General features: G+C 58.3%; 10 protein-coding genes and 1 other annotated feature. Of the genes, 6 read left to right on the top strand and 4 right to left on the bottom strand.

The annotated features are described in order from the left end of the window. Position 1 precedes the first annotated feature (1 nt). From INT29_RS02230 to INT29_RS02220, 3 genes are all read right to left on the bottom strand, one after another. A complete protein-coding gene (locus INT29_RS02230; RefSeq protein WP_193070624.1) occupies positions 2-1,021 on the bottom strand; it encodes a hypothetical protein in 1,020 nt (339 codons plus the stop codon). 36 nt (positions 1,022-1,057) lie between these two features. Next, a complete protein-coding gene (locus INT29_RS02225) occupies positions 1,058-1,966 on the bottom strand; it encodes an IS3 family transposase (RefSeq protein ID WP_319020831.1) in 909 nt (302 codons plus the stop codon). Beyond that, positions 1,901-2,017 (bottom strand) — a sequence feature (AL1L pseudoknot). Its footprint overlaps the gene before it by 66 nt. Beyond that, on the bottom strand, positions 1,978-2,289 hold the full coding sequence (locus INT29_RS02220; RefSeq protein WP_125240281.1) for a transposase: 312 nt from the start codon (positions 2,287-2,289) through the stop codon (positions 1,978-1,980). It overlaps the preceding feature by 40 nt. A 103-nt stretch (positions 2,290-2,392) precedes the next feature. On the opposite strand from INT29_RS02220, the gene INT29_RS02215 reads away from it, so the two are divergent. The 3 genes from INT29_RS02215 to INT29_RS02205 are packed head-to-tail and all read left to right on the top strand — an operon-like array spanning position 2,393 to position 6,795. Next, complete coding sequence (locus INT29_RS02215) at positions 2,393-3,499, top strand: helicase C-terminal domain-containing protein (RefSeq protein ID WP_193070623.1); 1,107 nt, start codon at positions 2,393-2,395, stop codon at positions 3,497-3,499. After that, positions 3,496-6,237, top strand: coding sequence for a helicase-related protein (locus INT29_RS02210; protein WP_193070622.1), 2,742 nt, complete (start codon positions 3,496-3,498; stop codon positions 6,235-6,237). Before INT29_RS02215 ends, INT29_RS02210 begins: the two co-directional genes overlap by 4 nt. 15 nt (positions 6,238-6,252) lie before the next feature. Then, positions 6,253-6,795, top strand: a complete 543-nt coding sequence (locus INT29_RS02205) for a hypothetical protein (RefSeq protein WP_193070621.1) — start codon at positions 6,253-6,255, stop codon at positions 6,793-6,795. Between the two features lie 209 nt (positions 6,796-7,004). Here INT29_RS02205 and INT29_RS02200 read toward each other — a convergent pair whose 3' ends face one another. Next, the gene (locus tag INT29_RS02200; protein ID WP_193070620.1) at positions 7,005-8,324 is read right to left on the bottom strand and encodes an AAA family ATPase; all 1,320 of its coding nucleotides are present in this window, start codon (positions 8,322-8,324) and stop codon (positions 7,005-7,007) included. 283 nt (positions 8,325-8,607) lie between these two features. On the opposite strand from INT29_RS02200, the gene INT29_RS02195 reads away from it, so the two are divergent. From INT29_RS02195 to nrdE, 3 genes are all read left to right on the top strand, one after another. Beyond that, positions 8,608-9,309, top strand: coding sequence for a metal-dependent transcriptional regulator (locus tag INT29_RS02195; RefSeq protein WP_193070619.1), 702 nt, complete (start codon positions 8,608-8,610; stop codon positions 9,307-9,309). A 528-nt stretch (positions 9,310-9,837) separates the two neighbouring features. Then, complete coding sequence (nrdI, locus tag INT29_RS02190) at positions 9,838-10,326, top strand: class Ib ribonucleoside-diphosphate reductase assembly flavoprotein NrdI (protein ID WP_193070618.1); 489 nt, start codon at positions 9,838-9,840, stop codon at positions 10,324-10,326. Continuing rightward, positions 10,323-12,479 carry a class 1b ribonucleoside-diphosphate reductase subunit alpha gene (gene nrdE, locus INT29_RS02185; RefSeq protein ID WP_193070617.1) on the top strand — a complete coding sequence of 719 codons (2,157 nt, stop codon included), beginning with the start codon at positions 10,323-10,325 and terminating at the stop codon, positions 12,477-12,479. The genes nrdI and nrdE overlap by 4 nt, the downstream gene beginning before the upstream one ends. The last annotated feature ends 4 nt before the right edge of the window (positions 12,480-12,483 follow it).

The following is a 12,483-nucleotide window of genomic DNA, read 5'->3' as shown; positions in this document are numbered from 1 at the left end:
CTCATTCCCATCGCATCTCCCCGAAGAAGGTGGGTTTGAAACGCTTGCGGAAGAAGCCCTGGAGGCGACGAGACTCAGGGTCGTAAGCCGAGAGGAGCAGCCTGCGACCGACCACTTGGGCTTCGAGATTGGAGTCAGAGTCGTCGAACTTCGCGCTCGAATCATTGGGAACATATGGGCTTCCCGGCGTCGAGCTGCCGTAGAGCCGTCGGCCGACATCGTTAAGCCCCGGCTCCTCATGATGCTCGGTTGTGAAATGGTCAACATCGCCGGAATTGGTCTCCAGCCACGGGCCCAGAGTCTGGCCGTACTCATCCTTGATTGATGCTGGCACATTCTCGACGGTGAACTGACCCCAGGCTTGATCAACCTCATCTGGGGTGAACTCAGGATGCTCACCGATGTAGGCATCCCGTGATTCAGCCAGTGCAGCGTCCATGTAGCCGTCGATGACTTGAGATTTCTCTTCATCGGAGACCTCGCGGGCGGGCAGACGAGTGCGATCGAACTCGGCAAGGCGTTCGCGCAATACCGAGGTGGCATCCTCTGAACCGTAGGTGCCTGGATCCATCTCGTTGTGCATAGCCACTGCCGACGTGTTCTCCCATAACGCTTCGGCAGCCTGACCTTCCGTCGCTTGTTCGGCGATGGGTTGGGAGAACTCGAATTCGGCAGCATCCCAGGACGGTCCGTGGATGCCGTGATCGATTCCACCGAAGCCGTCACTGTCTCCGAAGCGTTCGACGAAGAAGCTATCGATAACCTCGGAACGGTGGTTGAGGTATTCCTCCTTCTCGTCGACATCGGAGTCATTGAATTTCGGGCCCAAGTCCATGGTGAAGAAGTTGTCCCGCACTGTCCCGGTGACGAGGTAGCCCCCATCGCCGGGATTGACTACTTCGATGCGGTCGAAGACTTCGCCGTCGGCTTCGATTTCGTGGGTCTCACCGACATCGAGGGTCGGGATCGGATCAGTGGTGTCATCGGGCTGACCGACATCGCCAAGATCGGTGACTGTCAAGCCCCGGGTTTCATAGAGGGCTATTTTCCTGGTTATCTAAGCAGCCACCGACTCGGTATCACTCTGGTTGTTCCATTCAGAATGAACTTCGACCGGCGGCCGATAAGCAATGGCTGAATGCAGCCGGTCCTGGTTGTACCAAGACACCCACTTCGACGTCTCGGCCATGACCTCAATCAACCCTGACCACTCACGACGATCAATCAATTCAGCCTTATAGACCGAATTCAGTGCCTCAGCCATGGCATTGTCATACGAGTCCCCATGGGACCCCACCGAAGCCACGACCTCCGATTCGGCAAGGGTCTCGCCATAGCGAATCGATCGGAATTGAACGCCACGATCCGAGTGGTGGACAAGCCCCGATACATCTTCGCCAGCACGGAACTTCGCAGCCAAAGCCATCGTCAACGCATCCCTGGCCAAGGACTCGCGCATATGGTTCGTCACCTGCCAACCCACGATCTCACGATGGAATACATCCAGAATGAACGTCGTATACACCCACCCAGACCGCGTCGGAACATATGTAATGTCAGCGACCCAGAGACAGTTCGGCCCGTCCGCTTCGAACTCGCGTTCAACGAGATCGTCCGGGCATTCCTCGGCCCTGGCCGAGGCCGTCTTCGGACGCTTCCGCCTCCGACGGATCCCATCAATGCCCAGCTGGCGCATCAACCGCTCGATGGTGCACCGGGCGATGTTGCCGAACCGGTCACCGTACTCACGGTTGACCGCCTTCCACATCTTGCGCACCCCGTAACACGAGTAGTTCGCCTCATAGACGTCTTTGATGACGACCAACAGTTCCCGGTCCCGCAGGGCCCGGGCTGAGGGTTCACGCAACTTGTACGCGTAATACGAGCTCACAGCAATCCGTGCAGCAGTCCCTTTCAGGGCGCGCACGATTGGCTCGACTCCAAACTCGTGTTTGTTCTCGTCGATGAAGGCAACGATTACTTTGATGGGCGGTCGAGCTCCGCCGCGAAGAAAGCCGAGGCCTTCTTCAGGATCTCGTTCGCCCGTCTGGCTTCAGTCAGCTCGGCACGTAGCCGGCGGTTCTCAGCCTCTAGGTCGACAGACTCCGTCGGCGTAGCCTTCCCGGAGTCCTTGTGCTTGCGCACCCAGACTCGCAGGGTTTCCTTGCTGAGCCCGAGCTCGTTCGCGACGCGGGTGATTGCCCCGTTCGCTGTCTCGGGGTCAGCTTGAGCATGGATGACGAGTTCGACGGCGCGAGCCTTGAGTTCGTCGGTGTATTTCACTGGCACGAGAGAATCTCCTTCTTCCAATCTCCCTGCCTCTATTATCCCCGGAGCGATTCACCCCGTCCAACTGCGTCGCTCCGATCGCCTGGCCTCTGCAATCCGCCAATTGGCCGAACTGCGCAGCGTGCTCATCCAAGCAACTGAACACCGCCCTGGCCGTGCACGGTGGATCGCCAAAGACGACTCAGGCCTGAGTCTCAACACCTCAGCAGTCGGTGTGGCCAAGATCCTCGGCGAACGAGTCTTCACTGGTTATGAGCCCGCCGACCCCTCAGAACTGGCGGCGCAAGCGGCAGAAGATGCCCAGCGCGGTGACATTGAAGACGATGAAGACCAGGAGGCTCGCGACGTGCCCTTCTGGCGGCAGGGCAATTCCTACCCGCTGTCGGTCACCTGCGTTTCGGCCACGTTGCCGGGCACTTTTCCCAGAGATATCGGCCTCGATACCGACGTCATCGACTACGCATCTGTCTTCGACGACGCCTACGCTGCTTCCGCATTCTTCTCTCCACGAGTCTCCAACGACGACGGGGGAGTCGACCCCGATAAGCTCTGCCGCGGATTCGGCAGGCGCAAGAAGCTCGACTACGCCAAGCACCGGGCCTGGTCGATCGAGACGATGACCGAACTCATCCGCGCCAATGGTGGATCTGCCCTCGTCTTGGCGACGTCGGCCCAGGGCGGCAAAGCGTATGCGCACGCGCTGCGATCGGCCCTCGACGTTCCGGTCTACGATCAGTGGTCCTCAGCCGGGGCCAGCGTGCTCAGGCACAACTTCACCTCGAACGAATCATCAGTCCTCGTTGCCACTCGCGGCATGATGACCGGCCTCGACGTCCCCGGTGATGCACTGAGTCTGGTCATCATCGACCGTATTCCCAGAGCACCCATGAACGCAGTCGACAATGCCAGAGCCGACCTCATCTCCTCCGACGGGGTCTCCGGCTTTCTCGAACAAGACGACGTCTACGGCTCCGATGCCGCCGTCCTCCTCGAACAAGCAGCTGGCAGGCTCATCCGTTCAATCACCGACACTGGCATGGTTGCCCTCCTCGATCCGCGAATCTCTCCGAAATCGGACCTGACGAACAAGCGCAACCCGTCCTATCGCTACTACAAGCAGATCATCAAGCCCTTCGGCACGAAACTCTCATCCACCGATGAAGCTGTGTCGTGGTTGGCCGGACAGTCTTCCCAGCGGGGTCGGTCATGAAGGCGCGACTGAGAATCGAGGGCACTCTGCGACAGCCCGAGCTTCACGCTGCATTCGACCGCGAGGCCGAGCACGCTCAGAAGCCCGGCCATTCCCTCATCGATTTCATCAAGTCGATGCCATCACGCCGATGGTCTCCCGACGACGGCGAATGGATCATCACCGGCACCGGGATCAACCCACAGAAACGCTTCACTCGCGCCGGGTTCACCATTGACCTCGGCGATGACGAGTTCGCAGACATCATCGACCTCGATGATCTAGTCGAACCGGTGAGCAAACTAGCCAAGAACAAGCGTGAAGTCTTCATCCGACCACGACTGCTCGGGTACGAACCCACCCTGGCCCTACTTGGACTCTCGGCATCCTGGGACCGGGAGAGGCAGCGTTTCACGATCCCTGTGGCCGACATCCTTCGCGCAGGTCAACCCATCGAAGGTATCGACTTCGACGACGAGACCATCGAAGCTGCCCGTGACGCCAAAGGCCGTGTGAGAGTCGATGAGGCAGTTGCTGAGTCGGTGACTGTCTTGGCTTCAGCCAAAGACTCCGCTGAAGCCGGCGAACACATGAACGAGCTCATCGGCCACGTCGGTGACGTGCCTGATTGGTTCGGACTTGATCTCTTCGCCTACCAGCGCCTTGGCGCCCTGGCGGCCGCATCTGGACAAGGCTATATCGCGGACGAACCCGGCCTCGGGAAGTGCGTTGTCGGGCAGTCGAGAGTCGAAACCATCAACGGTGGGCACGAGATTCAACGATTGTGGGCTGCCCGACAACGTCGGTCATATGTCGACCCGGACGGCGACAACGGCGAACTCATCGACCTTTCGGACAACGAGATCACGGTGCTGAGCATTGACGCCTCAACCGGTCAATCTCGTTGGGCCTCGGCCAGCCATCTCTACCGTCAATCCTATCGGGGCCGCATGTTCACGATCGATGCTGACAATGGCACACGCCTGACTTGCTCGCCCAGGCACAAGTTCCTCACTCCAAGCGGCTGGAAGATGGCTTCGGCAATCGTCGCCGGGACGGATGAGATCTGCGTGCCGAATCACTTGGGCCAGGATGAGAGCTCGAACACCACAAGCGTTGGCGTGACATCCGTGCACGAGACTCAAGACTTCCGCGGCTTCATCTATGACCTGACGATTCCAAGCACACGCTCCTACGTCGCCGAAGGCATGTGGGTTCACAACACCCGCTCTGCTTTGGCCGCAGCCGCCATCGTCAAGCCGTCTCGAGTTGTTGTTGTCGGCCCTCCTGTATCCCTGACCAACTGGGAACGCGAGACTACTTTCTCCGGCCTGGCCCACGCTTGTGCCGGTGCTATCGGCAGGGACGTCACCGTGACGGAGTCTGGTCAGCCCAAGGACGACGGGGGATTTAGCGCAGCCCACTTCCCGATTCACGGTGACGACGGTGAGTTCGAGGCCTTGCCGATCAACAAGATTGTCTCCAGCCGCAAAGTCAAAGACTTCCCCGAGGCTGGAATCGTCATCGTCTCCGACGACATGCTTCGCTCACGCCCACAGGTGCTCTCTGACTTGCAGAAGTGGTCCCCTGAAGTGCTCATCGTCGATGAGATCCACAGGCAGAAAACGTGGGAGGCTGGGAAGTCGACGGCGGTGCGCAGACTCTCCTATGCCACCCAGAATCTCACGATTGGCCTCTCCGGCACCCCGCTCGATGGGTCACCAGACCAGTTGGCCAATCAACTTGAGATCACCGGCCACCTCTCTCCGGTCTTCGGCGGAAAAGACGCCTTCCTCAACGAGTACTGCTCCCGCAACCGGTTCAATGCGTTCATGCCGGTGAAGAAGAAACTGCCGAAACTTGGCCGGATCCTTGATGCACACGTGTGGGTGCGGCGTACCAAAGGTGATGTGCTGCCGTTCCTACCGAAGAAGACCCGCCGCGTCGAGTGGATCGATGTCCCCATGCGTGACTACCGACAGGCCCACCGTGAGTTGCTGATGAAGATCGGCGAGGTCGCTGCCGAATTCCATGAAACCAAGGGTCGGTGGCCCAGCGTCGAAGCCCTGATGGCCGAACTTCCGGACCTCATCAGCCTTTCATCGCCGTTGCGCCGGGCGGCAGGAATGGCCAAGGTCGACATCGTCTCCGAGGCCATTACCGAACATCTGGAATCAACCACCGAAGCCGACGATGACACTTACGACCGGCCCCTCATCACCTGGGTTCATCACAAAGATGTCGCCGAGGCCATGATGGATAAGCTGGCTGCCGAGAAGGTTCCAGACGTCCGCCTCATCAGTGGAAAGACTGGACCTGAAGAACGCGACGGCATCATTGACTCCTTCCAAGCCGGGGGAGTTGGGGTGCTCATCGCCTCGATCACCGCTGCCAACACCGCCATCACGCTCACTCGGTCATCAGACATGATTTTCGCTGAAACTGACTGGCGCCCGCCCCAGATCTCGCAGGCCGAAGATCGCGCGGCAAGGATCGGTCAGACCCGGCCCGTCATCGTCACCGCCTATGCAGCTGTCGACACACTTGACGAGCGGCTCCACGCCTCCCTGGAGACCAAGGGGTCAATACTTGAAGACGTAGTCGTCGGAGGCGACAACATGGTCACCACTGGGACTAAAGGTGCGGCCATGTCGCTGACGGACATCATCGTCGATGTCGTTGACCAGGCGATCATCGGGGAGAAGAAGGGCAAGCTCGCCCAATGGCGGGCCGAACGCGCGACTGCGATGGCTAGTTAAGGCATAGGACAAGGTATGGACTTCTTGAAATCGGCTCAGTACATCGCCACGGCAGACGAGGGCCCGGAGGTCATCCGCATTGCCGGGGTCGTGCTGACTCTATTGTCACGAACAAAGGCAAAGTCATTGCCTGACCTCAATCGGGCGCTTGATCGCGGGGATAACAACGCAGTTCAGGGGATTCGCAAAACGCTGCTCACCGACTGGCAGATGGAAGCCATGACAAAGCACTCGGCGATGCTGGCTCCACTGACGGCCGCACCGCTCGTCCACCTCATCTACTGCTCGACGTGTGGCGAACACTGCTATTCGGCCAACGACTACGGCTCCAGATGCCGCATGAGTATGGATTGCGGCGAGAAGACGATCCACAAGTCGAAGAAGGCCACTCTCGTGCCGAAAGGACAGGCGCCGGCCTCGGCCAACATTGAAGAGAGCGAGGCGATCAAAGCAGCGCCAGTCAACGCCGTAGACGGTGCCGTCGATGACGATGTGTGGACCGTTCCCAAGGCAGGCGACGACGAGATTTGGGCGATGGACGCTGATGTTGAAGAATGAAAGACAACCAGCCTGAGACGGTGTGGTGAGCAGTGAGCGCCAGGCAATCAAATATTGGCACGTCAACGATCTCATCGGTCCGATAACGAACTAGTTGACCCCAATCATTCGAATGCATGGAGATGCTCACTGCACCAGCTCAGGATGGCGACAACGAAAAGGCCGACCGGCGCAATCGCTGGTCGGCCTTTTCTATTGCTCAATAGCCCTCAGGCGTTGATGAGCATCCGTCGCACTTTCCGATGGGCCTTGCGCTCCGAGCTGGAGACATCGGCCGATGCGATCGACAGCTTCCAATCCTCACATGTGATGAACGACAGGTGCGCGGTGTGACGCGAAAGCATCACGCACAGGCGACCCGGCGACGAATGGTGATCGGTGACGGCCTTGACCCCGGCGAACGGATCAAGGGCGACCACAGCTGGCCATTGGCCACCTTGGAGACTGTCAGCCGTACCGACAGTGATCATGGCACTGTCATAAGGGTCGAGCAATCCTGCCAGCCGCGATTCAATATAGGACCGCTGGGCATTATGAGCGACCACAACGGCCATGTGGCGAGCAGCGAGATACATGTCCTCGGCGTTGCCTTCGTCGTCGACTTGAACGTACTTCTTGCCCAACAGCTCGACGACCTTGTCACAGACCTCATCGAGGAGGTCTGGATCGTGGGCGACTGGGGCTGTGGCGACAACGGAGGTCTCGACCTCGGCATGACCTTCGACGTACTTCTCTGAGCGCTTGGAGTCGAATGGGAAGTCGTAGAAGTGCTGAATGATGTCAGTTGTGGTCTGGCCAAGACGGTAGGTGTGGTCCAGCGACAGGACAACAGCTTCGGGATCACGCTCAAACGCGATCGGTGCCGGAATGTGCGGGGGAGTGTGAGCACGGTCGAAGACTGTGGTGTCGACAGTCACGACTGGACCGATCTGGCCGGGATCTCCCACGAAGAGCACCTGATCAGCCTTGTCGATTGCGGCAATGGTGTCTGAGAACGAGGACTGGTAGGCCTCGTCGACGATGTAGAGGCCACCGTCGCCCTTCTCAGTGTTCTTCCGACTCATGCCAGCAGAGGCGATGGTCTGAACGGCAATAGCACCGGTGCCCAATGCGCTGCCGAACCCGACGCGCTCAGCCCAGGCTTCGGGCATGATCTTCGACGACGCGGCCACGACGGAATCGGAACCGAATGCCTCGGCAATGCGGGTGATGAGTGCCTGGCCGGAGCCATTGGTGGGTGTCACCACTGTCACTGGCAGTGTCGGCAGCTCCGAATGGAGGTAGTAGGCCAGTCGGGCGACAAGGGTGGACTTGCCAGCACCGGGAGGTGACTTGATGATGGTGGTCCTGGTGCCCTTCCAGACGTTGTAGAGGGCGTGGGCGAAGACCGAGCCGGGCTCAATGGGCATTGGCCCGATCAGCGGCTTCTTGGCCGTCTTCTTCGGCTGGCCGGTCTGGTCGTCGGTCGTTGATTCCTTGACCGCCACCGAGGGCGTCAAGCCGATGTCTGCAAGTGATAGTCCCGTCATACTCATTACTGACGTGGGTTGTTACAGTGGCTCGACGCTCCGAGCAGAGGAAGAGCGGAGGACTGCTCCGGGTATGCTCGCGTATCGTGGTTGAGAGAATCAGATCCAAAGCGTGGCTCCTGCTGGGGGTCGACCTCGCGGCTAGCGAGGGCCGGTAGCCCGACGAACAGATGCACCGCTCAAATCGACCGCGATCTGAAGTAGCGGCAAGGATGGAGTACGGCGCAGCGTATTTCGCAGTGGCGTCCCGGCGTTGTTGAGAGTTGGCATGTATTCTATCAACGTGTCTGTTTCTGAGTTGTCAACAAGTGCCCAGAACTATCTCAAGGCGGTCTGGGGGCTGACCGAGTGGTCGTCCAACCCCGTCACAGCTTCGCTGATTGCGGAACGAACGGGTTTGAAGCTGTCGTCTACCTCCGACGCAGTGCGGAGACTGACCGCGCAAGGACTGTTGGCCCATACTCCTTATGGAGCTGTCGAGCTGACTGAAATCGGGCGGTCCTATGCACTGGAAATGGTGCGCCGTCATCGTTTGATCGAATCATTCCTGGTTGATGTTCTCCGCTATTCGTGGGACCAGATTCACAATGAGGCAGAAATTCTCGAACACGCTGTCTCCGACTTCATGATCGACAGGATCGATGCCCTACTCGAATTCCCCACTCGCGATCCCCATGGCGATCCAATTCCTGCTGCTGATGGATCTATTGAGATCCCAGACGCCAAGAAGCTCACCGAGGTAGGTGCGGGCAAAATTGTCGTGGTCGAACGAACCTCGGATTCGGATCCTGCACTGCTGAAGTTCTTTGCGGAGAACGGAATCGGAGTCGGTGTCAGACTCGAAGTCGACAATGGTGCTCCGTTCTCCGATGCATTGAACGTCCGAGTCGGAGGTACCGGTCCGGCCGTGGTGCTAGGTAGAAGTGCATCCGACGCACTGTACGTGTCTGTTGTTAGTCTCTATTTGGCTGAGGGCGCCAACTGAGAGGCTCAGCATTCCAGCACAAGTGACTATCATCTGAGACTTCCGAGCGTGGAAAGCTCGCGCGCGGCGTAGCTATGCTTTATGCATCGCCCGCCATCAATCGGGAAGAGGCCCCCGAGCCCCCGGGCCGGGAAGCGGGGGTGGGCCTGCACGGCGGGCGGCTGCAACGAATCTCTCAAGCTTGTCCTTGTCCTCACCGCGCAAATAGACCCCAAGCATGCGCAGTAGATGGAGCATCACGATGTCTGGCTCCGTTGCAGTCGACAAAAGTTGAGCTGAGGCTGCTTGATGACCCTTTCGCACGGTTTCAAATAGTGCGATCGCCTCCAGCCAGGTGCCCTCGCTGCGCTCTTGCATGAACAAGCTCCTAAACATCGCCACGGTAGAGTACGTCTGTACGTAGTTGAAGATACGTTACCACGTAGACAACAGTACGGGGTCGGTGGTACAAATGATTCGTGCTGCCGTATCAAGGCCAAATGGAGCCCGTGGCCAGAGGTCCGCGGATCGCTTAGGGGAGGAGCTCTCATGCTAGATGTACCGGGCTCAGATGAGGCTACGCCTCGGCTAACGGTGCTCAGTCCTGAGCAGTCAGTGGATCTCGTGTACTTCTCGAGCGTGTCAGAGAATACGCATCGTTTCGTCCAGCGGCTTAACCGGCCTGCGATAAGGATCCCTCTGCGGCCCAGGAAGGAAGGCATGATCCGTGTATGCCGGCCGTTCGTGCTGGTCGTGCCGACCTATGGCGGAGGTGAGCATGCCGGCGCGGTGCCCAAACAAGTGATCACATTCCTCAATGACCCCACCAACCGGGACTTGCTCCAAGGGGTGATCACAGCGGGCAACACGAACTTCGGTGAACATTACTGCCTGGCCGGGCCGGTGATCTCGCGCAAATGCAAGGTGCCCGAGCTCTACCGGTTCGAGCTACTTGGGACCCAATACGACGTCGACAACGTCAACACCGGTCTGACCCGGTTCTGGGATCAGGTCAACGATGAGAGGAAAATGGAATGACAGCAACCGTTGCAGGCGTCCCTGCAGAGACCGGCATCGGCTCGAGGAAGGACTATCATGCGCTCAACGCACAGCTCAACCTCTTTGCCCCGGACGGGTCGATCCAATTCGACAAGGATCAGGAAGCTGTTGTCGCGTACATTCAGCAACACGTCGCCCCGAATACGCGGGCTTTTGATTCAGTGCAGCAGCGTTTGTCTTGGCTCGTGGCCAATGACTACTACGAAAAGGACTTTCTTGACGTTTATAGACCCGATTTCCTAGACACCCTGTACGAAAAGGCCAAGGCCACGGGGCATCGCTTCGCCACATTCCTCGGAGCCTTCAAATTCTTCACCTCATACGCACTGAAGACCTTTGACGGTACGACGTATCTGGAAGGTTTTGACGATCGCGTTGTCGCAACTGCTCTTTACCTCGGACGCGGTGATGAGACTTTGGTCGACTGGCTGGTCGAGGAAATGCTTTCCGGCCGGTTCCAACCAGCCACACCAACATTCCTCAACGCAGGAAAAGCACAGCGCGGTGAACTCGTCTCCTGCTTCTTGCTTCGCGTCGAGGACAACCTGGAGTCCATAGGTCGAAACGTCAACTCCGCGTTGCAACTATCCAAACGCGGCGGCGGCGTCGCCTTGTTGCTGACTAACTTGCGGGAGACTGGCTCACCGATCAAGCAAATCGAGAACCAGGCCTCCGGAGTCGTGCCTGTGATGAAGATCCTCGAAGACTCATTCTCCTACGCCAACCAGCTCGGTGCCCGTCAAGGCGCAGGCGCGGTCTACCTCCACGCCCACCACCCCGACATTTTGGGATTCCTCGACACGAAACGCGAGAATGCCGACGAAAAGATTCGCATTAAGACCCTCTCGCTCGGGGTCGTCATTCCCGACATCACCTTCCAACTAGCGAAGGAAAACAGGGAAATGCACCTATTTAGCCCATACGACGTCAGCCGAGAATATGGCAAATCGCTGTCCGATCTTTCGGTCGGTGATCTCTACGACGATCTCGTCGCCAACCCAAGGATTCAGAAGAGAACGATCAACGCTCGAGAATTCTTCAAGACTCTCGCCGAGCTGCAATTTGAATCAGGCTATCCCTACGTTCTGTTCGAAGACACGGTCAACCGTGCGAACCCGAACGAGGGATGGATCAACATGTCCAACTTGTGCAGCGAGATCCTCCAGGTCAATACGCCGTCAACCTACGACCCTGCTATTGCATACCAGGAAGTTGGAAGGGACATCTCGTGCAATCTCGGATCGATCAACATCGCACAGGCGATGGCATCACCGGACTTTGGCGCCACTGTTGAAGCCGCAGTACGAGCGTTGACCAGCGTGTCAGACCAAACCGAGATCGTCGCTGTTCCCTCAGTCGTTGCCGGCAACGACGCCTCCCACGCGATCGGACTAGGCCAGATGAACCTGCACGGCTACCTCGCCTCCCAGCGCATCCACTATGGCTCCGAAGAAGGGATCGACTTCACAGACATCTATTTCCTCACCGTCAGCTACCACGCACTTCGCACCTCAAACAGACTCGCGATCGAACGAGGCCAGGCCTTCACTGGGTTCGAGAACTCGACGTATGCTGATGGCTCCTACTTCGATAAGTACACCGAGGGCAACTGGCAGCCTGCCACTCAGCGCGTTCGTGACTTGTTCGCCGAGGCCAGCATAGCCATTCCGACTAGGGATGATTGGATGCTACTTCGCGATTCTGTCAGAAGGTATGGGATTTACAACGCATACTTGCAGGCAGTTCCGCCGACTGGGTCTATCTCCTATGTTAACAATGCCACCGCGTCCATTCACCCAATCGCGGCGAAGGTCGAGATCCGCAAAGAAGGCAAACTCGGCCGTGTTTATTACCCAGCTCCGCACATGAGTGATGACAATCGTGAGTTTTTTGAAGACGCCTACGAAGTCGGTTACGAGAAGATCATCGATACTTATGCAGCGGCCACTCGTCATGTTGATCAAGGTCTGTCTCTGACGCTGTTCTTCCATGACACCGCCACGACTCGCGATATCAACAAGGCACAGATCTATGCCTGGCGAGCCGGGATCAAGACCCTATACTACATCCGCCTGCGCCAGCCCGCGCTTGAAGGCACCGAGATTGAAAACTGTGTCTCCTGCGCCCTCTAACCTC

The sequence above is a fragment of the Brevibacterium sp. FME37 genome (assembly GCF_014897485.1).
GTDB lineage: Bacteria > Actinomycetota > Actinomycetes > Actinomycetales > Brevibacteriaceae > Brevibacterium.
The sequence above is the reverse complement of the archived record's forward strand: the minus strand, read 5'-3'. Positions and strand labels throughout refer to the sequence as shown.